18 protein-coding genes are annotated in these 23,374 nt (G+C 59.9%); 7 read left to right on the top strand and 11 right to left on the bottom strand.

Annotated elements, in window-relative coordinates; translation table 11 throughout:
* The first annotated feature begins 85 nt into the window (after window positions 1-85).
* From ACEQFP_RS03650 to ACEQFP_RS03640, 3 genes are all read left to right on the top strand, one after another.
* A complete protein-coding gene (locus ACEQFP_RS03650; RefSeq protein WP_005283284.1) occupies window positions 86-1,567 on the top strand; it encodes a sodium:solute symporter in 1,482 nt (493 codons plus the stop codon).
* 141 nt (window positions 1,568-1,708) lie between these two features.
* Complete coding sequence (locus ACEQFP_RS03645; protein WP_396463880.1) at window positions 1,709-2,593, top strand: MurR/RpiR family transcriptional regulator; 885 nt, start codon at window positions 1,709-1,711, stop codon at window positions 2,591-2,593.
* A 156-nt stretch (window positions 2,594-2,749) separates the two neighbouring features.
* Window positions 2,750-3,640 carry a dihydrodipicolinate synthase family protein gene (locus tag ACEQFP_RS03640; RefSeq protein WP_396463878.1) on the top strand — a complete coding sequence of 297 codons (891 nt, stop codon included), beginning with the start codon at window positions 2,750-2,752 and terminating at the stop codon, window positions 3,638-3,640.
* A gap of 4 nt (window positions 3,641-3,644) precedes the next feature.
* On the opposite strand, the gene ACEQFP_RS03635 is transcribed toward ACEQFP_RS03640, so the two are convergent.
* On the bottom strand, window positions 3,645-4,283 hold the full coding sequence (locus tag ACEQFP_RS03635) for a YoaK family protein (protein ID WP_396463876.1): 639 nt from the start codon (window positions 4,281-4,283) through the stop codon (window positions 3,645-3,647).
* Window positions 4,284-4,450: 167 nt separating this feature from the next.
* Between ACEQFP_RS03635 and ACEQFP_RS03630 the strand changes: the two genes are divergently transcribed.
* A complete protein-coding gene (locus tag ACEQFP_RS03630) occupies window positions 4,451-5,497 on the top strand; it encodes a sialate O-acetylesterase (RefSeq protein ID WP_396463874.1) in 1,047 nt (348 codons plus the stop codon).
* A gap of 13 nt (window positions 5,498-5,510) precedes the next feature.
* Here the strand turns inward: ACEQFP_RS03630 and ACEQFP_RS03625 are convergent, their stop codons facing one another.
* From ACEQFP_RS03625 to ACEQFP_RS03610, 4 genes are all read right to left on the bottom strand, one after another.
* Window positions 5,511-6,131, bottom strand: coding sequence for an ABC transporter ATP-binding protein (locus ACEQFP_RS03625; protein WP_047060303.1), 621 nt, complete (start codon window positions 6,129-6,131; stop codon window positions 5,511-5,513).
* Entirely contained in the window at window positions 6,118-6,906 is a 789-nt protein-coding gene (locus ACEQFP_RS03620) for an ABC transporter permease (protein ID WP_005283267.1), read from the bottom strand. Before ACEQFP_RS03620 ends, ACEQFP_RS03625 begins: the two co-directional genes overlap by 14 nt.
* Before the next feature lie 6 nt (window positions 6,907-6,912).
* Complete coding sequence (gene modA, locus ACEQFP_RS03615) at window positions 6,913-7,659, bottom strand: molybdate ABC transporter substrate-binding protein (protein WP_005283264.1); 747 nt, start codon at window positions 7,657-7,659, stop codon at window positions 6,913-6,915.
* A 301-nt stretch (window positions 7,660-7,960) separates the two neighbouring features.
* Window positions 7,961-8,212: a DinI-like family protein gene (locus tag ACEQFP_RS03610; RefSeq protein ID WP_005296724.1), complete on the bottom strand. Its 252-nt coding sequence runs from the start codon at window positions 8,210-8,212 to the stop codon at window positions 7,961-7,963.
* A 459-nt stretch (window positions 8,213-8,671) separates the two neighbouring features.
* On the opposite strand from ACEQFP_RS03610, the gene ACEQFP_RS03605 reads away from it, so the two are divergent.
* Both ACEQFP_RS03605 and ACEQFP_RS03600 read left to right on the top strand, forming a co-directional pair.
* The gene (locus tag ACEQFP_RS03605) at window positions 8,672-9,391 is read left to right on the top strand and encodes an aspartate/glutamate racemase family protein (RefSeq protein ID WP_005296722.1); all 720 of its coding nucleotides are present in this window, start codon (window positions 8,672-8,674) and stop codon (window positions 9,389-9,391) included.
* A gap of 82 nt (window positions 9,392-9,473) precedes the next feature.
* Entirely contained in the window at window positions 9,474-10,775 is a 1,302-nt protein-coding gene (locus ACEQFP_RS03600; RefSeq protein WP_005296720.1) for an anaerobic C4-dicarboxylate transporter, read from the top strand.
* A 52-nt stretch (window positions 10,776-10,827) separates the two neighbouring features.
* Here ACEQFP_RS03600 and hypT read toward each other — a convergent pair whose 3' ends face one another.
* From hypT to ACEQFP_RS03580, 4 genes are all read right to left on the bottom strand, one after another.
* Window positions 10,828-11,745: a hypochlorite stress DNA-binding transcriptional regulator HypT gene (hypT, locus tag ACEQFP_RS03595; protein ID WP_005283247.1), complete on the bottom strand. Its 918-nt coding sequence runs from the start codon at window positions 11,743-11,745 to the stop codon at window positions 10,828-10,830.
* Window positions 11,746-11,866: 121 nt separating this feature from the next.
* Window positions 11,867-12,361, bottom strand: a complete 495-nt coding sequence (locus ACEQFP_RS03590; RefSeq protein ID WP_005283245.1) for a hypothetical protein — start codon at window positions 12,359-12,361, stop codon at window positions 11,867-11,869.
* Between the two features lie 300 nt (window positions 12,362-12,661).
* On the bottom strand, window positions 12,662-13,315 hold the full coding sequence (locus ACEQFP_RS03585; RefSeq protein ID WP_035600092.1) for an oxygen-insensitive NAD(P)H-dependent nitroreductase NfsB: 654 nt from the start codon (window positions 13,313-13,315) through the stop codon (window positions 12,662-12,664).
* A gap of 183 nt (window positions 13,316-13,498) precedes the next feature.
* On the bottom strand, window positions 13,499-14,662 hold the full coding sequence (locus ACEQFP_RS03580; protein WP_396463870.1) for a serine hydrolase: 1,164 nt from the start codon (window positions 14,660-14,662) through the stop codon (window positions 13,499-13,501).
* A gap of 552 nt (window positions 14,663-15,214) precedes the next feature.
* Between ACEQFP_RS03580 and ACEQFP_RS03575 the strand changes: the two genes are divergently transcribed.
* The gene (locus ACEQFP_RS03575) at window positions 15,215-16,231 is read left to right on the top strand and encodes an SLAC1 anion channel family protein (protein ID WP_068870009.1); all 1,017 of its coding nucleotides are present in this window, start codon (window positions 15,215-15,217) and stop codon (window positions 16,229-16,231) included.
* Between the two features lie 151 nt (window positions 16,232-16,382).
* Here ACEQFP_RS03575 and ACEQFP_RS03570 read toward each other — a convergent pair whose 3' ends face one another.
* Together ACEQFP_RS03570 and ACEQFP_RS03565 are read right to left on the bottom strand one after the other, a co-directional pair.
* Entirely contained in the window at window positions 16,383-21,212 is a 4,830-nt protein-coding gene (locus ACEQFP_RS03570; protein ID WP_396463868.1) for a hemagglutinin repeat-containing protein, read from the bottom strand.
* Between the two features lie 42 nt (window positions 21,213-21,254).
* Window positions 21,255-22,934 (bottom strand): ShlB/FhaC/HecB family hemolysin secretion/activation protein, encoded by a 1,680-nt coding sequence (locus ACEQFP_RS03565; protein WP_005283228.1) that lies wholly within the window; start codon window positions 22,932-22,934, stop codon window positions 21,255-21,257.
* Between the last annotated feature and the right edge of the window lie 440 nt (window positions 22,935-23,374).

Here is a 23,374-nt window from a genome sequence, read left to right as displayed (position 1 = left end):
CCGCAGGCGCCAGGGACACGGCGCCTGTACTAACACGCCACATAGCACCACGGCGCGTTCTCCCAGCCAATGACAGGAGTGACATATGCAAGCTCATGACTTCGGATGGCTAAACTACACCGTCCTGTTCTGTTACCTACTGGCAATCATGTCGGTGGGCATGTACTTTGCGAAACGGCAGAAAACAGCGGATGACTATTTTCGTGCCGGCGGTCGGATCCCCGGCTGGGCCGCGGGCATCTCCGTGTTCGCCACTACCCTCAGCTCCATCACCTTCATGTCGATCCCGGCCAAAACCTACACCTCCGACTGGACCTTCATCATCGGCCAATATTTGGTGATCGCCATTCTGCCGCTGGTGTTCTACTTCTATATTCCGTTCTTCCGCAAGTTGAAGATCACCTCGGCCTATGAGTATCTGGAGGCGCGTTTCGATGTCCGTAGCCGCCTGTTCGCCAGTCTCTCCTTCATGTTGTTTCATATCGGACGGGTCGCCATCATCACCTACCTGACCGTACTGGCATTACGGCCCTTCATCACCCTCGATCCCACGCTACTGGTGTTGCTGATCAGCATCCTATGCATCATCTATACCTGGATGGGGGGCATCGAAGGGGTGATCTGGACTGACGTGATCCAAGGCCTGCTGCTCTCTCTGGGGGCACTGCTGATCCTCCTCATGATTTGCTGGAAGGTGGAGGGTGGGATCGTCGAGATCTACCACGCTACCGCTAGCGCCGACAAGTTCTTCCCGGCCAGCCAATGGCACTGGAGCTGGACCGATAGCACCATCCCGGTGCTGACCATTGGCTTCCTGTTCGCCAACATCCAGCAGTTTACCGCCAGCCAAGATGTGGTTCAGCGCTATATCGTCACCGACTCCATCGAGCAGACCAAGCGGACGCTGATCACCAACGCCAAGCTGGTCGCCGTTATGCCCCTCATCTTCTTCGCCATCGGCTCGGCGTTATTTGTCTACTACCAGCAGCATCCCCAACTGCTGCCAAAAGAGTTCAACAGCGGCGGCATCCTGCCACTCTTCGTGGTGACGCAGATGCCAAGCGGCATCGCCGGGTTGATCATCGCCGCCATCTTTGCCGCGGCACAGTCCAGCATCTCCAGTAGCCTGAACAGTATCTCCAGTTGCTTCAACTCCGACATCTATGTGCGTCTCAGCCGCCAAGAGCGCAGCACGGCGCAGAAAATGAAGCTGGCGCGCTTGGTGATCATCATTGCCGGTTTGCTGAGCAGCCTGGCCACGCTGTGGTTGGTGTACGCCAACGAATCGGAGGTGTGGGACGCCTTCAACAGCCTGATTGGTCTGATGGGCGGCCCGATGACGGGCCTGTTTATGCTGGGGATCTTCTGTAAACGCGCCAACGCCGGCAGTGCCGTCGTCGGCATCCTGGTGAGCGTCATCGCGGTGCTGTTGGCACGCTACGCCAGCGATCTCAACTTCTTCTTCTACGGTGTCATCGGGGCGCTGGCGGTCGTGATCGCGGGCGGGCTCAGCGCGCCGTTATTCCCCCCCGCGAAACAACTCCGCCTCGACCAGGATCAGGCTTAACGTCACCCCTCTGCCCGCCCAGCCCGGCAGCGCCGGGCTTCTTTTTTTAGCCGTCGTTATTTGCTACGCTACTTCCCGATACCGCAACCCCCTGTTGCCGCGCCGCCGGACGGTGCTGTTCATCAATCAAGGCGCCCTCTCATGAAGGATTCTCAGCAGATTCGACTACAACCCGGTAAGATCCTCGATACCCTTTCCGCTATGCGCAACAGCCTGACACGCGTGTCTCAGCGCATCGCCGACTATATCCTGGCCGAGCCCACACAGGTAAGCCAGCTCTCGATTGCCCAGTTGGCGCAGGCCACACAGGCCGGAGAGGCGACGGTGATCCGTTTCTGCCGCACCCTCGGCTACAAGGGCTTCCAAGATTTTAAACTGGATCTGGCGATCGAGTTGGCGCGCAACGACGATGAAGAAACACCGTTGCTCGACGCTGAAATCGCCGATGATGACGATCTGCTGACTATCGGCCGTAAGCTCCAGAATGCGATCAACTGTGTCCTGTCGGAGACGCTGAATCTGTTGGATATGGCCCAGGTACAGGCGGCGGTAGACGCGATTCGCCAGGCCAACACCTTGTTTATCTGCGGCGTCGGCTCCTCCGGCATCACCGCAGAGGACATGAAAAACAAGCTGATGCGCATCGGCTACCGCGTTAACAGCACCAGCAACAACCATTTCATGTATATGCAGGCCACACTGCTGCAACCGGGTGACGTCGCCATCGCCATTAGCCACTCCGGCGCCTCACCGGAGACGGTACAGACCCTCAAGCTGGCGCATGAGGCGGGCGCGTGCACGATCGCCTTAACCCACAACCTCGGCTCGGCATTGATGCGTTACGCCGATATCAGCCTGATTAACGGTAACCAACAGGGCAAACTGCAGGGTGACTCGATCGGTACCAAGACCGCCCAACTCTTCGTGCTGGATCTCCTGTATACCTTACTCGTTCAGGCCGAGCCACAACGCAGCGCGCAAAAGCTGCGTACCCTAGAGGCCCTGCGTAGCGCCAAGTCCTTGTAACGTTCCGCCAGCAACAGCGCGCATGGTCACATTTTATGTCACGCATATGTCGTGACCTCATGCGGCGGTTGCCTCGGCGTCACTCGCCATCTAAAATGGAGTAAAACTCCATTTGTACACCAACCAAAACAACATAACTCCGACAAGGAGGCTGGAATGAAAAAGCTAACGGGTTTAATCGCCGCGCCCCATACCCCCTTCCACAGCGACGGCAGCGTCAACTATCCGGTGATCGATCAGATTGCCGACCATCTGATCGCCAGTGGCGTGAGCGGTGCCTATGTGTTGGGTACCACCGGTGAGGGCATCCATTGCTCGGTCGCAGAGCGGATGGGCATCGCCGAGCGCTGGGTCGACGCCAGCCACGGGAGACTGGATCTCATCATACATACCGGTGCGCTAAGCATCGCCGATGCCACGACGCTGGCTCGTCATGCCAACACGCTGGATATCATGGCCACCTCCGTCATCGGCCCCTGCTTCTTCAAGCCCAGCAGCGTGGAGGATCTGGTGGAGTACTGCCAACTGGTGGCAGCGGCGGCCCCGGATAAGGGGTTCTACTACTACCACTCCAGTATGTCTGGCCTCAACATCGATATGGAGCGTTTCCTGATCCAGGCCGCCGCGCGGATTCCCAACCTCAGCGGTATGAAATTTAACGCCAACGATATGTATGAGTATCAACGCTGCCTGCGGGTAGAACAGGGGCGTTTTGACATCCCATTCGGCGTCGACGAATTCATGCCTGCAGGACTGGCCTGCGGGGCCACCAGTGCGGTCGGTAGCACTTACAACTATGCCGCGCCACTCTACCTGCGCCTGATGGAAAGCTTCCGCCGGGGTGACATGCAGGATGTGGCTCGCTGCATGGATAGCGTGATCGCCATCATCCGGGTCCTGGTCGAATATGGCGGTGTCGCCGCCGGGAAAGTCGCCATGCAACTGCACGGCATTGACGTCGGCGATCCACGCCGTCCGTTGCGCCCGTTGAGCGCGCAACAGAAGGCCGATGCCCTGGCCAAGTTACAGGCCATCGCCTGGCAATAGCGCGCTATCCCTCATCAGGCAGACGCTGGCTCAAGCGTGCGGCAGCCAATAACGGTAGCAGCAGCGCAAGGAAACCGAGCACGGCGAAGCGCTCGGTCAATACGCCACCCAGTAGCGCTCCGACGACGAAAGCGAGGATGCCGCGCAGGAGCGTTCGGCGCAACGCACGCTCCTGCGGCTGGCAGCCGTTCGCCAGGCTGTTGATCAATGAGGTCGACATGCCGGTGATATAGGTCGAGTGAACCTTGGCGCTACGCAGGCTCTGGACCACGCCATTCTGTAGTCCTAAGGCCAGCGCCTGCAATAGGATGAAGCCGGCTCCGCTGCCCATCAGCCATAGCCCGCTCCCGGCGAGCATGAGCAGCGCTTGCCCCCCTAACAACGGCGCGATATGCCGTGGCATGTTGTCGATCTGGCACCGCTGGCGCCAGCGGCTACCGAGGAAGGTGCCCGCTAAAAAACAGGACAAGGCGATAGCACAGTAGCCCAGGGTGCGCCAATGACCCTGAGCCAGGTAGATCATCGCCAACACGGCGTTGCCGGTAATATGGCCGGTAAAGGTGCCTAATAACACAAAAGCGCCAGCATCGGCGAAACCGCCGACCAGCGTGAGCAATAACAGTACCTGGATACGCTTATCCATCCCCCTCTCCCGATGGCGCACCCCGCCTCCCATCGGGTGAGGCACCTAACTACAGCATAGTCGATAGCCGTGGCAACGCGGATGGGCGAATGTGCAGGCGAACAGCCTCCTCGCGGAGCCGTCTCACCAGACGCCCGTGGCATAACGTGGGAAACAGGAGAGGAGCAATGACGACTCAGCCAACCGGCAGCGTCGATAACGTAACGATAGCGCCTACGACGCCGCGTTACTACTATGTCTTGCCCATCGCCGGGCAGTCGAACGCGATGGCCTATGGCGAAGGCATGCCATTACCCGACACCCTGGACGCGCCACATCCGCGCATTAAACAGCTGGCACGACGCGCCACGGAGACCCCCTATGGTCCCCCCTGCCATTACAATCAAGTGATCGCCTTGGATCACTGCCCACACGATGTGCAGGACATGAGCCGCTTCACCCATCCGCATGCCGATGCGCGACGTGGCGAGTATGGCTGCGTCGCACAGGCGCTGCATATCGGCAAGACTCTACTCCCCTACCTACCTGCCGAGGCGGGGATCCTGATCGTGCCGTGCGCACGGGGCGGCTCGGCCTTCACGCAGGGAAACCTGGGGGCCTATCATCCCGCACGCGGTGCGACGGCGGACGCCTGTCGCTGGGGGGTAGCGACCCCGCTCTACCAGGATTTGCGCGATCGGACTCGGGCCGCGTTGCGCCATAACCCCGACAACCGTCTGCTGGCGCTGATCTGGATGCAGGGGGAGTTTGATCTGACGACGGCAGAGTACGCTCGCCAGCCGGCGTTGTTCCAGGCAATGGTCGCGCGCTTCCGCGCCGATATGGCCGATATGGCGCCACAGATGGCCGGGGGGCGGGCGGATCGGGTGCCCTGGATCTGCGGCGATACCTGCGCGTACTGGCAAACGACCTACCCACGGCAGTATGCGACGATCTACGGCGCCTACCGGCACTGTCCGTTGCCGGCGCTGCATTTCGTCCCCTTGATGTATGACGCACAAGGGATGGCGACACCGAGTAATGCGCCAGCCGACGATCCCGATAACCCGGCGATGCACTATTACGGCGCCGCCTCCCGCGATGCGAGCAACTGGACCACCGCGCTACGCGCCGCCCACTTTAGTGCCCCGGCTCGGCGCTCGCTGATCCCTGAGCGTCTGGTGGCCGCCATTCTGCGTCACGCACCACTCCCGGCGGAAACGACAGGCGGCTAGCTGCGCGTATGCCTTAATCATCGGGCGTCAGGCACCCCTGCTGCAAACAGTAGCCGCCGTCGGCCAACGCCGCGACCTCACGCGGTTCATGGCTGACCAAGAGTAACGTCAGGGCGCGGCGAGACTGCAACTGACGTAACACCTGCCACAGTCGGCGGCGCAGCGGCCAATCCAGGCTGGAGAACGGCTCGTCCAACAGCAGCAACGCTGGCGCGCTCACCAACGCGCGTGCCAATGCCACACGCTGCTGCTCGCCGCCGGACAGTTGCCCTGGATAGCGCCGCGCCAGATGATCGACCTCTAAGGCCTGCAGGAGCTCTCGGCGTGGTTCGGCATGGCGCGTCTGTCCGGCGGCGAACTGCGCCAGTGCCAGGTTCTGCTCCACGGTGAGAAAAGGAAAGAGGTATAGACGCTGATTGAGGTGACGGCAGGGACGACGCCAGGCGGGTAGCCCATCGACGCACTGGCCGGCGATCTGCACGCGCCCTCGGTAAGGAAGATGACCGGCGATGGCGCGCAACAGGGTGGTCTTACCGCTGCCCGAGGCGCCGCAAATAGCCGTACAGCGCCCGGCGGGGGCCGTCAGGCTGATCTCACGCAGAATGGCGCACTGTAATCCTTCAACATGCAGCACGTCGTCCCTCCTCGGCGTGGGGACGTATCCCATGCAGCAACAACAGCAGCAAAAACGCCAGCACGATCAGCAGTAACGCACAACCGACGGCGGCGGAGAAATCGCCACCGGCAATGTTGAGATACACCGCGATCGGTAGCGTCTCGGTCTTCATCCGCGTCGCACCCGCCAACATCAAGGTCGCACCGAATTCCCCCAGCGCCCGCGACAACGCCAGTACCGCCCCGCTCACCAGGGCGCGCCACACTAACGGGATCTCCACCAGCAGAAAGGTGGCCAACGGTGCCAACCCCAGGTTATGAGCCGTCTCCAGCCAGGCACGATCGATAGCGGCCAACGCGGCACTGGCGCTACGGAGCAGAATGGCGCTGGCGACGTAGGTCTGCGCGATGACGATACCCAATGGCGAGAACAGTCGCTGCGCCAGCGCCGGCCACCAACTGCCCACCATGCCTTGTTGCCCTAATAACAGCAGCAGGCCGATCCCGGTCACCAGCGGCGGCGTCACCATCGGTAAATCGAGTAGCAGATTAATCCAACGCTTACCCGGTAGATCGAGGCGTACCAATGCCCACGCGGCAGGCAAGGCGATCACGCAGGCTAAAAGCAACGATAGCAGGGCCGTCGCCAGCGAGAGACCGAATGCAAAACGGATCTCCGCATCACGCAGTAATGTGCTCAGCGTCGTCACCTCAAGCTGTCCCAAGAGGGCGGCCAACGAGCCGACGATGAACAACAACAGGATCAGCAACGGCAGCAATGCCAGTATGCGCATCCCCCGCTACTCCGCCAGCGGCAAGTAGCCGCGTGCGGTAAATGCGGCGATCCCCGCCGGTGAGGCAAAGTAGTCAGCCAAGGCGCGCGCCGCCTGCGGCGCAGGGCTACTCTTCAGCACGGCGATGGTCGCGACCTCTTGCGGTACGCCGGGCGGCGTCGGCAGCAGGCGCAACTGATCGCGATGACGCATCGCGTCCGCTCGCCCGATCACCGCCGCATCTACGTCGCCATTCAGTACATATAACAGCAATTGCTTAATGGTCGTCGCCTGCACGGCCACCTTGTCGCGTAAGGCCGGGCCATAACCGCTGGCCTCCAACAAGGCATCACCGCTCCGCCCCAAGGCGATGGCCTGCGGATCCCCCATACCGATCTTCAATGGACTCTGCGCCAACTGCGCGAAGGTCGTAACCTGGCCTGGACTGGCGCGGCGTACCACCATCACCGGGGTATGCAATACCAACGGCGCGGAGAAGGCGATGCGATCCTGGGCGCGCAGACGCTCGACATAGTCGGCAGAGCCGGGCAGAAACAGATCACCCGCCTGGGTCAAATTGATCCGAGTCAGCAACTGCCCGGAGCCGCCATATTCGACCGTCACCCGATGGCCGCTCTGTTGCTCGAAGGCGGCCACCACCGCCTCGACCGGCTCGCGCAGCCCGGCCCCGGCATAAAGATGCAATTCCGCCGCCGTCGCCAGCGCCCCCCAGCCACACAATAGCACCGCCCCGATAGCCTTTCCCCAGCCCATAGACTCCCTCACTTACGGTAAGATGAATAATCAATCGCTATATATGTAAATATATTACGATGGTTCGACAACGACTAAACCAGGGCAACGTGATCGTCATCGACCTTTTCGCGCCATAGGCGCCCCACTTGCACACGCTCAGTACCAGGCGATAAGAGCGGCGAGTGCGTCGACCACGACAAGAAAAATAGACCGTTACCGGGCGGGGTAGGCGGTGATGTTGAGGGAGCGGAGAGCGAGGGGGATGGCGTGCGAATAGGCGGGGAACGGTCGTTGAGGGCCGCTCCCAACGCACGCTCGGTTATGACTGTTTACGCCAATGACCATTCTGCCGGACATCTTGCTGCAACTCATGCACTACGATGCGGACTTCGTCGTTATCGTGGAAGCCGCTGGCGCTGAAAGACGTTTCGCCGCAGTCATGTACGATCAGTACCTGGCTCTCCGGATAGACCTCCTTCACCCGCGCCTCCAGCTCTGCGACATAAGCCTGATACTGTTGTTGCGACAGGGGCGCAATACTGGCATCAGCGATACTGATTTTAATATCCATGACAGACTCCTCGATAAGGGTGGTGAATAGGTCGCTTTTGAGTGTAAAAGCTCCCCCTAGACAATGCAATCCATTCATCCCCCTGCGCCATCAGTATGATTTTATTCTCTGTTCTCTCCTTGCCCTCCTGGTCGGTCGCCCTGAGCCACACGCGAGCTAACCTGCTCCTATTTCGTAGCGAATAATGCATGATTTGCATAGATAAACGATTCTACGCATCACGACGCCATGGCACCATCGTCAATAAAACCCTTTCAAAATAGCACCATTACTAGATTTCCTGTCGATAACCTCGCTGAGCACTCGCTAGATAATGCATTTAATGCATTAACCATCGCATTATTGCATTTCCGATCGCCCCCCACTCTGTCGACACTGAAGGGCAAGGTGCCTAAACGCATCGTGACGATTCAACATACCAGTCTGAGCAACGTACTCAGCCAACCTAGGGGAAACGAGGTGAAAGGATTAATTGGCGTTTTGGGCGGCATGGGACCGGCCGCCACCGCAGATCTCTTCAATAAGTTCATCACCTTTAGCAACGCGCGCAGCGATCAGCAGCATATTCCGCTGCTGATCTCCTCGATACCGGATATCCCGGATCGCACGGCCGCCTTGATGCAGTCGGGCCGCTCTCCTCTGCCGGAGATGTGCGACTACCTGCAACGCCTGGAGCAAGCGGGAGCCGAGTGCATCGTCATCCCGTGCAACACCGCTCACTTCTGGTTCAAGGAGCTGCGTCAATCGTGCCATGTCGAGCTACTCAACATCGTCGAGGCGACGATGGAGGAGGTCTGCGCCAGCGGCCAACAGAAGATTGGCCTCCTCGCGACCGATGCCACGCTGTACATGGGGCTGTATCAGCAGGCCATCGAGGCGCGTGGTCTGTGCTGTATCCGCCCCGATAAGCCAGGTCAAGAGCAGGTCATGGCGAGCATTTATGCCCTGAAGGCCGGTGACGCGGCACGTGCCCGCGCCATGATGGAGCAGCAGGCCGCCGCCCTATTCGCGCGCGGCGCCCAACTCATCGTACTGGGTTGTACCGAAGTACCGGTGATCCTGGCCGAGGCGATGAAGGCACAACCGTCACGCTACATCGAGTCGACCGGTGCCCTGGTGCGCGCCGGTATCCGCTGGTACGAACAACGCGTCGGCAGCGATCGCCTCCTGACGCAATAACCCATCCGGCGTCGGCAGCGCCGACCCGTTTCTTCTCGCTTTGTGTCGTTTAATGGCAATTGACTGCCTCTGGAGGCCTTTTATGGTATGGCTAGAAATCATCGTGGTGCTTGGCGCCATCTTCTTCGGGATCCGCATGGGCGGGATCGGGATCGGTTTATGCGGCGGCTTGGGATTGGCGATCCTGACCCTCGGCTTCGGCCTCCCCATCGGCTCTGCCCCGGTCGACGTCATCCTGATCATCATGACCGTCGTGGTCGCCGCCTCGGCGCTCCAAGCGGCGGGCGGGATGGACTACCTGGTACGGCTCGCCGGGACCTTCATGCGCCGTAACCCTAAATATATCAATATAATCGCTCCGATCATCACCTGGTCGATGACCATCATGGCGGGCACGGGCTTCATCGTCTTCTCCACCTTGCCGGTTATCGCCGAGGTGGCGAAAGACTCTGGGATCCGCCCCTCGCGCACCCTGGCCGGCTCCGTGGTCGCCTCACAGATTGCCATCTCCGGCTCACCGATCAGTGCCGCCATGGCTGCCATGCTGACCATCATGGAGGGCAATGGCGTCACCTTCATTCAGGTGATGGCAGTCTGCTTACCGGCCTCATTCGTCGCCGCCATGGTCGCCGCGCTCATCGCCTCACGCCAAGGTTGCGAGCTACAGGACGACGAGGTGTATCTGGAACGTCTGCAGAAGGGATTGGTACGCAAGTATCAGGAGAAACAAGACGTCGACACCCCGCAAGCCAAGCGCTCCGTCGTCCTGTTCCTGTTGGCGACGGTCGCCATCGTCATCTTGGCCGCCTTCCCCCAGCTGCGCCCAGGATTCGACATCGGCAAGCCGATGGGTACCCGAGACATCATCATCATCTGCATGCTCTCCTGTACCTGCCTGATGGTGCCATTCTGCAAGACGAATGGCGATGCCATCGTCATGACACCCACCTTCCGTTCGGGGATGAGCTCGCTGGCGGTGATCCTGGGGATCGTGACACTGGGTACCACCTTCGTCGATGCCCACATGGATCAAATCAAGTTCATCGCGGGTGACGTGCTGCGCGCCTATCCCATGCTGCTGGCGCTGGTGCTGTTCCTCACCTGTGCCCTGCTCTACTCACAGGGGGCCACCACACCGTTGATTATTCCGCTGGCCGTCGCACTCGACATGCCGACCTGGGCGATTCTGGCTTCCTACGTCGCCGTGACCGGGGTCTTCGTCCTGCCGACTTACCCAACCTCGCTGGCGGCGATGGAGTTTGATACCACCGGCACCACCCGCGTCGGTAAGTACATCCTGAACCACCCCTTCATGCTACCGGGACTGGGCGGCATCGTCGCCGGCGTCGCCTTCGGCTTCCTCATCGCCCCGTTAGTCGTCTGATCCACGCCCAGCTACACGCGTACGACCACGCCCCGGCCCTCCGGCTGGGGCGTCATTCTTCCTGCGGGGTAAACTGTTGGCGCAACGCCTGCCAGAAGCGCTCGACGCTTTGACTCATGCGGGTATCGAGACGATAAGCATAGGCATCGATCGGGATCAGTAAGTCGTGCTCATCGAGGGCTACCAAACGCCCCTGCGCCAACTCCTGACGAATACCATACCCCGGCAACCAGGCGATCCCCGAACCATCCAACGCCACCTGCTTTAAGAGTTCACTCATCGATGAGACAAAGACCGTACGGAAGGTCAAGGCAGGATGGCGTGCCAACAGGCGATTAACCTGACGCCCCATGTAAGAGTTGGCGTTGTAGTTCAGCAACGGTGCATCGGCCTGATCCAGGCGATACAGCGGTGCGCCATACGCATCGGCGGCGCAGACCGGAAAGAGTTGCGAAGAGAATAGATGAATGTGCGCGAACGGCGTCTGCAACAGGTTATCGTCATGGTAAGAGAAGATGAAGTCGCTCTTGCCCTCGCGCAGGGTATCGACCGCCCGATCGACATCGATCGCCTCGACGGTGTAGCTAAATTGCGCCGGTAGCGTCTTCACCAACGAGGGTAACAGCCCTAAGGAGAGCGAGTGCGCCGCCGCGATCGTGATGCGCTGCTGCGCCGGATCGCCGCCGGAGCGCAACTCCGCCAGGTTACTCTCCAGCTGTTGGAGCAGGTTACGCACCTGGGAGTGGAAAATCTTCCCCTGTTCCGTGAGCGGTAACGGCGACACGGCGCGATCGAACAACACCACGCCGCAGGCCTGCTCCAAGGATTGGATACGGCGGCTAAAGGCGGACTGCGAGACGTTGCGCCGCAAGGCGGCCTGCGAGAAATTGCGGCACGCCTCCAGCATCAAGAAATCATACAGCCACTTGGTCTCAATGTTATGCGCCTGTCCGTCGCCACCCCGCTCCATATCTGCCTATCTCCCTCGCCTCACCGTCAATATCGTGCGCGCCAGTATAGCGCACTCTGTTACGCGTGCGGGGGAATGTCGCGCCGAGTAAGCGCGCGAAACCGATCCTGCGTGATGAGGCTTAGGCCTGCGCCAACCAGGTACGGATGATCTGACCGAGCTCGGCCACATCGTTGTACAGGTGATCGTCGCCTGCCACGCAGCGGCACTGCGCGCGATCGCCCAACAGCTGCGCCAGCTCCTGATAGTGGCCAAAGGGATCGGCCTCCTGCTGGATGATCAACATCGGCTGGCGCTCCGCCAAGGCCTGCAAGGCCTGACGTTGTGGCTCGCTATAGAGGGATAGCGCCACGCCGATAAACACGATGCGCTGCGCCTGAAGCGCCGGCGTCAACACGCAGGCCAGCGTGCCGATAGACTTAGACAGCAACAGATCGTAGTGACCCTGCGGCATCTGTGCCAGCTCTGCCTGGAGATCAAACGGTGCCTGCGGCTGCTGCCAAGCGGCGAAACGGTGTACCTGTAGTGTCAACGCAGGCAGATGCAATGATTCGGCGACCTGGGTTATCCACCCTTGGGTGGCGGGCACTTTGCCCGGAATGGCGATCACGTTCATGAGTGTTCCCCTTACTGAATGCTCCGTCCTCGCCGGGTGCGACGAGGGCTCCGTGTTATCGTTATAACGCGATTACCCGCGCCTGTCCCCCCACGGCCGGGGGGTTACCCGAAAAAGGCACAGGGGCTAAAGCGTCACGTGCGGCGGACAGCGCTGAGGACAGAAAGCTGAAGGTAGAGGAGGGATGGCACACCTCACGAATGCGACATCAAGCCAAGACAGGACCAAGGCGGGCGGCGGAATGTCACGGCTACGTCCCTACGCAGGCACGTAGCCCTCTTCTGTTATCGAGTCAGTGCATCAGCACTCGGTCAGGATCTCGGATAACGGTAGACGCGACTTGGGCAGGTCGGCGTTGAAATCATCGGCACGACGATACCCCAACGCGACCAGCACCACGCTGGTCAACCCTTGGCGCGGCAGATCGAACTCGGCATCGAGCAGCGCGCTGTCGAACCCTTCGATCGGTACCGCATCGATCCCTAATGCGGCGACCCCTAACAGGAAGTTACCCAAGTTAAGGTAGACCTGCTTCGCCATCCACTGCCCGGCGTCCTGTAACGTATCACGATGCATATAGGCGAAATAGGCGCGCCCCTTATGCTGCGTCTCCATCGCCTGCTGAGTGGCGAAACGGCCATCGGCCTGCTCCTGGCGCAACAGGTGCTGTAGGTACGCTTCGTCAATCTCGGTCTTAGCACAGAACGCCACCACGTGCGATGCGTCCAAGATTTTATGCTGGTTAAATTCATAGACTCCCGCCGTCGCTCGAGCGATACGCGCCTTACCGTCGGCGCTACCGGCCAGAATAAAATGCCAGGGCTGAGAGTTGGTACTGGAAGGGCTCAAACGCAGCAACGCCTTAACGCTGTCGAGATCCGCACTGCTGATCTTTTTCTCGGCATCGAACGCCTTGGTGGAATAACGGGATAACGCCGTGGAAATGATATCCATCGTGACACTCCTGATTAAACGAAGACTTGCCCGGCAGCACAAGCATGGCGCACGGGGTAAAATCAGACTAGCCTGTTTACGACATCGCCAGCAAGGACAATCCGGGCGCACCAATGCGGCCCGCACGCCATGGTCATCCCGCAATGCGGCGCGTATCCACGGCGTGCAAGCGAGGCTGAAGGCTTAACCTATCTTGATCGCGATGTAATCTTCCAGGCGCGAGAACCAGCCCGCCTCCGCAACCGGCGCCAGGGTACGCAAGTCGTAGCTGCCGATACTCTTACCGTCATACAGGTAGTTCACGCGGCCGACGACCTGGCCACGCGCCAGGGGCGCCTCCAAGTAATCATGGTTGAGGGTGTAATCGACTTTGATATCACGTAGCTCGCCCTTGGGCAAGGTGTAGTAGATATTCTGCGGGTTACCCAGCGCGACCGTCTTCTGCTGACCATACCACACCTGCTGGCTCGTGATCGCCCGATCGCGCGCCACCAGTTGCACCGTCTCGAAGTTTCGCTCGCCCCACTGCAACAGCTTCTTCGCCTGGACCTCACGCCCCCGACTGCTGTCGGCCCCCATCACCACGGCGATCAGGCGCTGGCCGTGCGGGTCGATGCTGGAGGCGACCAGGTTGAAGCCGGCGCTGGCGGTATGGCCGGTCTTCATGCCATCGACATGCAGATCCTGATCCCACAACAACCCGTTGCGGTTATTCTGCGTCACACCGTTCCAGCTCAGACTCTTCTGCGCGTAGAAATGGTAGTAAGGCTGCTCGTGGAGAATGATGGCGCGCGCCAGCTGCGCCAGATCACGCGCGCTGCTGTACTGCCCTGGCGCGTCCAGGCCATGCACCGTCTCGAAGTGGGTATTTTGCAGGTGTAACTGTTGCACATAACCATTCATCAGGCGGACGAAACCCGCCTGATCGCCGCTGACATAGTCGGCCAAGGCGACACAAGCGTCGTTACCCGAGTCGATGATGATCCCGCGGATCAGATCGCTCACCGTCGCCTTATCGCCCGGTTTCAGAAACATCAGCGAGGATCCCTTAAAGCTGGGATTGCGCGTCGCCCAGGCATCGTTGCCGATCGGCACCGGATCGTTTAACCCGATCCGCCCCTGATCCAACGCGCGCTCCACCACATAGTTGGTCATCAACTTTGTGAGGCTGGCAGGATTACGCCGGGCATCGGGATTTCCCTGCGCCAGGATCTGTCCGGTCTGGGCGTCCATCAATACCCAGGAGGCGGCATCGATATGGGGGGGAACCAGCGGGAAGGCGCTCTGCGCCTGGGCGGCGCCGGCCAAAAAAAGTAGGGCCAGCGGGATCTTGGCTGCTGTATTCAAAACACTGCCTCATTATTTAAGTTGAGAGTCATGCAACGGCGGGAGCCGCATTAGGCGCGGCTATTCTTAACAAAAGTGGCGAGGCATAGCGTCAACAAGTGTAAAAAAAACAATTCAGCCGATGTTATTTGTAATGAAAACCGCGAATACCAATACAAAATGCCAATAATGCCGAAAAAATAATAATCGTTGTTTCTGCGTGGAGTGCCGCGGGCGAATGAAAAAGGGGCGATGTCCCGTGATGCGCACGAGGCGCGAGCGGGCACAGATCCGAGTGAGGATACCTCGGCGGCGAGGTCACTATCTTGCGAGAAAGTCGCTGTTTATTGTCTGCGCGTATTTATTCGAAAATCGGGCAAATAATGCGCGTTATGATTTGAATTCCCTGGAAATAGCCACTAGGCTGCATCAATCATCGCGCCCTAATAAGCCCGTTTGCCCCGACACACCTCGAGTGACGACCGCCTGTCTTAGCCCGACACGGCGACCTGCTCGCCCGCGGCGGCGCGTTCAGCGCGCGATAACAATAACGATGACGTTGGAGTACATTTTATGGCAAAGACAGAAGACTCCCTGCGCGCATTGGGCGCACCGATCGCCGCCATGCGGCGCAGTACCCTCGATTATCTCCCCATCGCGCTATTTGGCAGTGTCATGGGAATGGCGGGGCTGGCCGCCGCTTGGCAACTGGCTGCTCAGCTGTATGGTTTTCCTCGCTGGCCAGCCCAAGGCATCGGCCTGCTGGCCCTGCTCATCTTCGTCGTGTTAAGCGTGGCCTACCTGATCAAGGCTATCAGCGGTCCGGCCGCCGTCCTCGCCGAGTTTCATCACCCGATCGCCGGCAATCTCTTTGCTACGCCGCTGATCAGCCTGTTGCTGCTGCCGCTGATTCTGGCCGACTACAGCCTCGTGTTGGCCAGAATACTGTGGGTCATCGGCGCCAGCGGCATGGTGCTGTTTGCCTGGTATAGCGTGACACGCTGGCTCTCGCAACGCCAGCAGACGGCGCACGCGACCCCGGCCTGGATCGTGCCGGTAGTCGGGCTGATCGACCTGCCCTTGGCCATGCCAGCCCTGCACCTTCAGGGTTATACGCAGCTCATGTTATTCGCCCTGGCTGTGGGGCTATTCTTTGCCCTACCGCTGTTTACCCTGATCTTCGCCCGCCTGCTATTCGAGGCTCCGTTACCTACCGCCCTACAGCCCTCGCTGTTGATCCTCCTGGCCCCCTTTTCCGTCGGCTTCTCTGCCTATGTCACTACCCTCGGTCATATGGATCGCTTCGCCGACGCCCTGTACATGCTGACGCTGTTTATGCTGTGCGTGTTGATCCCGCGCGTCCGAGTGTTAGCACACACCTGCCCCTTCCGTCTGTCATGGTGGTCGGTGGGCTTTCCGCTCGCCTCCAGCGTGGGGTGTGCCCTGCGTTACGCCGCGCATCACCCCAATCCCGTGAGCCACGCCATCGCCCTATTTCTGCTGGCCGGCGTCACCCTGCTGTTGTTCTGGCTGCTGCTCGCCACGTTACACGGCAGCTTACGCGGACGACTACGCGCCCTGGCCGGTTAAGCGCCGTGCCAACGCCCTCTAACAGGCGTATCGCAAACGGAGAGGGCTTTATCTCTGACTGCTGTGCAGATCCCCTGCCAAGCAGGAGGGCTGTCAGAGACAAAAAACGGCGGCCTATTGGCCGCCGTCGTCGAGTCACGATGCTGGTGCGTTAGGGTTTACTACGCAACGCGCTGTGGCTGTCGGCCTGACTGCTGTCGACCGAGACGCTCAGCGGGAGCTCCCCTTTGGTCACCAGCTTATTCACCACCCCGGTCAGCCCGCCGACACTCAGCGGAACCTCGCCCTTACCACTGCCCTGATAACGGTGCCCGGCCAGATCCTGCTGCACCACGCGGCTCCCATTCAGGTTGACCGCGCCCTCCGAGCTCTCGATCAGCGCGCCGGTCAGGCGTGTATCGCCATCGACCTGCAGGTCAACCCCTTGCCGCCCCATGAGCGCGGACTGCTGCTCGACCGCCTGATTGTCCACCCGCTTGCCCTCGACATGCAGATTTCCCTGTGCGCCTGGCGCGCCGGTCAGCGAAGACTTCACCCCGTTGCCGACGCTGCGTGCCGCCCGATCCCAGCGCGCCGCCTGCGGCTTCTCTGTGCTCAACGTTTCCGGCAGGGTCACCCGCTCGTTGGCCTTATCGAAACTGACGCTACCGCTGGTGTCCTGGCGCTTGTCCAGGCGACGCACCGCACTGTTATAGCTCTCCGTCACCTTGTCACTGGCTCGATCGATAGCCCCCTCCAGCTTGCCCTGTACCTTCTGTGAAAGATGCGGCGTGGCAACTTTCGACAGCTTCGCCGTCTTGCTCGCCCCCTCATCGTTGCTATGCCCGAAGGTCAACCCGGCATTGACTTGGGTAGCGCGTTCACTGTCCTGACGGCTCTCCAAATGCAGATCGCCGCCGATCTTGCCCGTAATGCGCTCGCCCTCGATACGCGCACCGGCCAGTCGAGTATCATCGTGGCTAGACACGTTCACCTGTTCGGCGTGGATCTGCGTGTTATGTTGCTTCGTCTGATCTTGCTGATCCACATTAACCTTCAGCCCGCTATTCAGGGTATGGCGGTTCTGCCGTGTCGCCGGATCGGCCTGCCCCTGCGCATCCTTACTCTCGCTCTGGCTGGCGGATAGACTCCCCGTCGCCTCAAAGCCCCAGTTATTTTTCACCTGGCTATCCTTGGCCGACTCCAGCACGATACCGCCCTGCTGGGCATTCAGTGTCACCGCCTTGCCCTTGACTTGAGTCCCTTGCAGGTGCAACGCATCGCGTGCCTCACTCCCGGCGCTCAGGGTGACATTCGCCCCGCTGATCCGTCCCCCTTGCGCGGTGCTCTGCTGTTCATGCTGCATCGTCACACCCGCCTTGGCACCGAGGCTACCGTTCCGGCTCTTACTGTCGCCGCTGCTGCTGCGACCACCGCCACCACTCAGCTCGCCCGACCACACGCTGCCCTCCTGTTGACGCTGCGCGTCGGCCTGACGCAGATCTAAACGATCCGCCGCTCGCAGGGTGACATCCCCCTGACTGTCGACCTGAGCGCCCTGTAGGGTCAGCGCACCGCCGCTCTCTAGGGTCACGCCGCCTGCGGAACGGATCGAGGCGACATGCGCCTGCGTGTTGCTCTGCTGGCCATTATCCTGCCCGCCGCCTAACGCCGCGCTGCCGCTATTCATATCGCCGCTGGCACGCGCATGTGCATCGAAGCCTTGGTGACGAGTGCTGTGGCTATCTGTGGCCTGAGCGATATGCAGATCGCCTGCGCTGTGGATCTGCGTCTTGCCCTGACCGCCATCCAACGCCGTTCCCTGATAGTTCCCCGCCTGCCCCAGACGAATACCGATACCTGATTGCGCCTGGATCGACCCACTCTGTGCCTGGGAGTGCTGCTCCTCACGGCGGCGATTCTCCCCCTGGCCACTGGCCGTCACACCGATATCCTTACCCGTGGTGGTGTAGACACGTAGAGTGGCGCCGCCCTGGACCGCGCTACTCTGGCTGCTGCTGCTGTCGCTTGCCGCCTCGAAGCGGTGGTTATCCGCCTGCAGCGTCACACCCCCCGTATTGGCACGGTATTGCGTGCCACGATCGTGGATCGTGTCGCGCGCCGTGACCTCGATGGAGCCAGCCTGGATGTGGGTCGTCTTGGCTCGACTCTCGCTACGGCTCTCCGTCTTCGTCCCCCCGTTGGCGCCGATATCCAGCCCCAGGTTCGGTTTGCCCACCTTACCCACCTCATCGATGGCACCATTCACATCGAGGCTAGCAACCTTCTGTGCCGCCCCAGCCAGGGGACGAGTTACCGCACTGTAGTCAACGTTGGCCCCAACCTCGGCATCGACCCGGGTACCTTGACTACGGCTACTGTCGCGATCATGGGCCTCCAGCTGCGTGACGCTGGCCGCCTGCGCGCGGTAAGCGCCGCCGACCTGATGGCTTGCGCCTTGCTGAGTCAGCGTATCCTGCGCGTTGATGATCAAGTTCCCCTTAACCTCACTACTACTGCCCCGCGCACGCGTCTGCTTCTGTTGGCTATCGCTGGTGCTGTAGTGCCCCTCGTACCCACTGCCCGCCTTATCTATCCCTGCGGTATAATAGAGGCCGCCCCCCGCCGTCTGCTTCTGGCTACGGCTCTCCTGGCTATCTTCGGCGCTCACAAACGCCACATTTTTACCGCTGATCTGCGCATCACCCGCGTTAGCCTGTAGCCGCGAGCCGGTGAACTGCACATCATCACCCGCCGTCAGCGCGACGCTAGCGCCCTGGATCTGGCTACCTCGATGCGTCACGCTCTGGCTCGTCTCCTGCTGGGCCGTATGCTCGAGTCCCAGGCCGACGCGGTACTGCTTGTCGCCCTGTTTTTTGGCGTAGGCACTGGCATGTAGCGAGGTGCTCTGTTCGTCACGGCTATCGACTCCCGCCGCCGCCTTGACATCGACGCGGCCACCCGCGTTCAGGTCAACGTGTCCGCCACCCGCCACCTGGCTGCCCTGCACCTGAATATCCCCCGCGCTCTGCACCCGCAGATTCACGTCCGACGTCAGCTGACTGGCGCGCAACTGCTCATGGCTCTCCTTACGCTGCTGGGAGGCGGTGGTGATGTTGAAGGCACCGCCGCGCCGGCTGTTATCCTGCTCACTCGAGGTATTCACCACATGATCGATGACTACATTCCCTTGACGCGCCTGCACCACCCCGCCGCGCCCGCCCTGCGCACGGCTGCCGCTGATCGTCACGCCCTGCCCGCCGCTGATCGTCAGCGTACCGCCGCTCTCGACCTCGCTGGCATGGCTGCGCTCCTGGCTATGGTTATTGTCCCGCTCACCGCCGCCGCCAATGCCGCCCCAATAGGTGTGATTATCGACCTCGCTCTTGCGGTTCGCGACATTCTGCACATCCAGCGTCACCGTCCCCGCCGCCGCGATCTCGGCATCGTTACCACTCTGGATCTGTGCGGCTTGCGCGTTCAGGTTGCCCTTCGCCTGCAACGCCGCATCATGGCCGGCGCGTAGGCTGACCTGACGTAGACGCTCCTCGCTCTGGCGCTGTTGCCAGCGCCCACTATTCAGGCTGGCGCCCTCGTTGCGCTTATAGCCCGTCAGCTGGCTTTCATCGTGCTCACGTACGCCACGCAACGCGATGTCGCCCTGCGCCTGTAGCCGGATATCCTGCCCCGCCTTCACCTCACTGCCCTCCAGGCGTAAGTCGCCACGCGTGGCGCTAAGATTGACGTTGTGGCGCGCCTCAATCCGCCCCGTCTGCGCCTGTTGTTGGCTGTTACGGCGGGTCTCGTCATGTTGCCAGGAGTAAAACCAGCGATTGTCGGTCTGCTCCTGGCGCTGCGTCAGGAGCTGGCCATCCAGCAAGACGTCGCCACCCTGGATCGTCACATCGTCACCGCGCAGATCCGTCGCCGTCAGATGGTTACTCTCCGCCGCCACCAGCGTCAGGTTCTTGCCGCTGATCTCCGTACGCCGGTACCCCTGCTCCTGCTGGCTCGCGTGAACATCGATCCCTCCGCGGTAGTTCTGATAGTTATCCTTGCCGCTACTCTGTGTCGTACGTTCGGTGAGGGTACCTTCGGCGCGCAGAGTCTTCGCCTGTAGCGTCACATCCCCGCCACGCAGTTGCGCCGACTGTAGCGCCAGGCGATCTTTCGCCTTGGCCGTGATGGCCTGCTCGGCCTGGAGGCTACCCGCCAACTTCACCCCACTCCCCTCGGCGGTATTGATGATGCGGATGCGTCCGGCCTGCATGCTGCCCAGGTAGTAGCTGTCTAACGCCGTATCGTTAGGGGCGGCCTCGATCTGTGTCAGATCGCGCGTCAGCCGATTGTTGCCGCTGATGGCATTAATCGCCTCGGCGCGTACGGCGCCGTTGCTCTCGATACGCGGGGCCACCAGATCCAGCACGCGCTCTGCCGTCACCCCGCCGCTCCCGATCTGCAACAGGTTGTGATTATTCAGCGTAGAATAGGCGCGCAACATACCGTTTTCGATCAGCGGATTACCCACCACCAGCGAGGAGCGAGAGGTATTGATAAAGCCGCAGCCGTCGCAGGTAATGCCGTTGGGGTTAGCCAAGACATAGTCCGCCGCCATGCCAAACACCTCTTGTTGACCGAGCAGCAACGAAGGGTTACGGCTGATCACCTCGTTGAGGATCACGCTGGCGCTGTGCCCGTTCAGATTCGGGTTGGCGGCCAGTTGCCCCGCCAGCTGTGACTGGCCGGCGCTCAAGGCGTTATTGAATACCGCGCCGGGCCGGTTGACGTTAAAGTCTTGATACTGGTTATGGGAGAGTCCCTGATCCGTCGGCTTAACGATGTTGACAACTTGGGCGCCATTCGCTGCCGTCGCCACCCCTGGACCCAATGCCCCACCATCCGCGACGATACCCGCGGCAAAACTGCTACAGGCGACGAAGGAGATGGCGATAATGGTCGCCAAACGTCCGGCTGAAGAGAGTTTAAAATGTTGATATGCCATAGAGATTACCTCATGTCGACGTCAAGTAACGTCGAGAACGGGTTAAAAGGAGTAAGAAAACTGCGTAAGTAACTGAGTCGATTGTTTTGGAAAGTTATGATTGGCAAGCGCCCGGGCGCGTCCGACTTCAATGTCGAGCTGCGCGGACATCATATTCAGCGTCACGCCCGCCACGGCGCCGACGCCACTCTGCCATCCTTGCTGGCCGATACTCGACCGCACGCGGCCGACATCCACACCGAGGCGCGGTGTCAGCGTCAACGCACGCCACGTCACCGGACGCGACAGCGTATTCTGCCAATACCAACCGTTATCCGCCGACAGGCTGCCCCGCTTGAATCCACGTATTGCACTGTGATCCGTCAGGCTGATCCATTCGATACCCGGCAACGGATCCCGACTGTATTGCCCATACCATTGGCTAGAGAAGCGGTAGTCTGCGCCGAGCAGCGTGAAACCTTGGCTCAACGAGGCGGCCAACTTCAGCTTGGTGTACTGCGCCTCTGCCCCAGTGCGCAGTCGTCCGCGATCGGCGCCCAGCACGCGCACCCCTCGCTCTACGCTGAGATTTCCCGTCGCCAGCCCGTATGGCAAGACATGCAGATGGTTAAGCCCAAGCTCCACCACGCTCAGTGTCGGGCTGCTAACCTGTAGCAGATCATCCTGTAAGTAGTTACGAATGCGCTTCGCGGTTAATTGGGCGCTCAACGTGTTAATTTGCCGCTGGCTACGCTGAATCACGCCATCGACACGCAAGCCATATTGGCTGGACGCACCATCCAGACGAATACGGGTATGCAGCAACGGCTGATACATCAGATAGTGCGAAAAACTGGCGAATCCGCTGAAGGTCAAGGCGCCGTAAGGCAGCGAATAAAACAGCATATAGCTGCGGCTATAACGCTCCGCAGGTCGCGCCAGCGTCGAAGAGAGGCTCAAGCTGGCGAAATCGGAGAGCCCTAAGGGGCTATCCAGCGTGGCATTACCACGCGCCACCCACTCTCCGGTCCCCTGCTGACCCGTGTTATCCAACGAGGTGCTCACCTGCCAGGGACGACTGCGTTGGTTATACAGGCGAATGACCGAGCCGCCGACCCGCTCACCCGGTAAAATATCCATGCTGACGTGGTTCGAGCGCAGACGATTAGCCTGATCCAATCCCTGATCCAGATCGCTTAAGCGCAACGGCTTACCGATCAAGCCAGGAAACAGCCAGCGCCGGTTGACGCCCCGATCGCCACCCTCAATACGCTCGATATACCCTTCAGTGACTCGTAGGCCTAACTCACCACGCGCATTGGGGCGCAAAAACTGTACCCGAGCCGTGATATACCCCTTATCCAAATATAAGGCGGTAATTTGCTTGGCTAACCGGTTAACATCTCGACTACTAATACAGTTCGTCGGTAGCGCATCCAATGCCGCGAGATCGTGCAAGGACAATAGCGTAATCCCGGTTAAATAAACCCCACTGATCGGTAGGCAGGTGTCGATATCACGTAATTGATCCGCGCCTGCGACGGAGGGCACGGCATGCTGTTGTTTGGTTAGGCGTTGCAGCGTCTGCTGCTCCAGCAATGAATTAAGCTGCCGGGTACTGTTTTGTAACGCTCGGCGCGACTCATCGGTCGGTGTATTGTCCCACTGGGAGCTCGCCCCCACACTGCTTGTTACGCCCCAGATCGTCACCCATAGCAGTCTACAAATTAAAGTTTTACTCATCTTATCCCCCGGGCTATCGCAATCAGTCGGTGGAATTATCGTTATCGTCCTTGGGCGGCAATGGCTAAAAAAGCAGCGTAAAGTTAATCCTTGCTAATCTTTTTTTAAGACTATTCTTTGTTTGTAATATAAATCAACAATAATCTAATTAAATTGATGATATTTTTAGCATCCATTTCATAACGGTTTAAGATATGAGCACGAGTTAGCTCATTGAATGTCTAGTTAATCGGTTACGTACTAAGCGCAGATAACATTCACGTTAATTTATTGAACGCATGGCAGTAGCTAATATTTTTAATAGGGTGTTTGATACATAGCAAAACTATAATTATAGTTATTATAACTATATCAAACAGATTATATGTCCAGATTAAAACCGCCCATTAATGTTAAATCGATGGACTCCCCCCAGAGCCATAAAAATTCTGTCCTCACCA

It is taken from the genome of Edwardsiella sp. A.80236 (genome assembly GCF_044540725.1).
Classification (GTDB): domain Bacteria; phylum Pseudomonadota; class Gammaproteobacteria; order Enterobacterales; family Enterobacteriaceae; genus Edwardsiella; species Edwardsiella tarda.
Note: the sequence above shows the minus strand (reverse complement) of the source record. Positions and strands in the feature narration are given on the sequence as shown.

Excerpts from the sequence above, each read along its gene's own strand:
- ACEQFP_RS03650 (WP_005283284.1), top strand. The coding sequence starts at position 86 with ATGCAAGCTCATGACTTCGGATGGCTAAACTACACCGTCCTGTTCTGT.
- ACEQFP_RS03645 (WP_396463880.1), top strand. The coding sequence starts at position 1,709 with ATGAAGGATTCTCAGCAGATTCGACTACAACCCGGTAAGATCCTCGAT.
- ACEQFP_RS03640 (WP_396463878.1), top strand. The coding sequence starts at position 2,750 with ATGAAAAAGCTAACGGGTTTAATCGCCGCGCCCCATACCCCCTTCCAC.
- ACEQFP_RS03635 (WP_396463876.1), bottom strand. The coding sequence starts at position 4,283 with ATGGATAAGCGTATCCAGGTACTGTTATTGCTCACGCTGGTCGGCGGT.
- ACEQFP_RS03630 (WP_396463874.1), top strand. The coding sequence starts at position 4,451 with ATGACGACTCAGCCAACCGGCAGCGTCGATAACGTAACGATAGCGCCT.
- ACEQFP_RS03620 (WP_005283267.1), bottom strand. The coding sequence starts at position 6,906 with ATGCGCATACTGGCATTGCTGCCGTTGCTGATCCTGTTGTTGTTCATC.
- modA (WP_005283264.1), bottom strand. The coding sequence starts at position 7,659 with ATGGGCTGGGGAAAGGCTATCGGGGCGGTGCTATTGTGTGGCTGGGGG.
- ACEQFP_RS03610 (WP_005296724.1), bottom strand. The coding sequence starts at position 8,212 with ATGGATATTAAAATCAGTATCGCTGATGCCAGTATTGCGCCCCTGTCG.
- ACEQFP_RS03600 (WP_005296720.1), top strand. The coding sequence starts at position 9,474 with ATGGTATGGCTAGAAATCATCGTGGTGCTTGGCGCCATCTTCTTCGGG.
- hypT (WP_005283247.1), bottom strand. The coding sequence starts at position 11,745 with ATGGAGCGGGGTGGCGACGGACAGGCGCATAACATTGAGACCAAGTGG.
- ACEQFP_RS03590 (WP_005283245.1), bottom strand. The coding sequence starts at position 12,361 with ATGAACGTGATCGCCATTCCGGGCAAAGTGCCCGCCACCCAAGGGTGG.
- ACEQFP_RS03585 (WP_035600092.1), bottom strand. The coding sequence starts at position 13,315 with ATGGATATCATTTCCACGGCGTTATCCCGTTATTCCACCAAGGCGTTC.
- ACEQFP_RS03575 (WP_068870009.1), top strand. The coding sequence starts at position 15,215 with ATGGCAAAGACAGAAGACTCCCTGCGCGCATTGGGCGCACCGATCGCC.
- ACEQFP_RS03570 (WP_396463868.1), bottom strand. The coding sequence starts at position 21,212 with ATGGCATATCAACATTTTAAACTCTCTTCAGCCGGACGTTTGGCGACC.
- ACEQFP_RS03565 (WP_005283228.1), bottom strand. The coding sequence starts at position 22,934 with ATGAGTAAAACTTTAATTTGTAGACTGCTATGGGTGACGATCTGGGGC.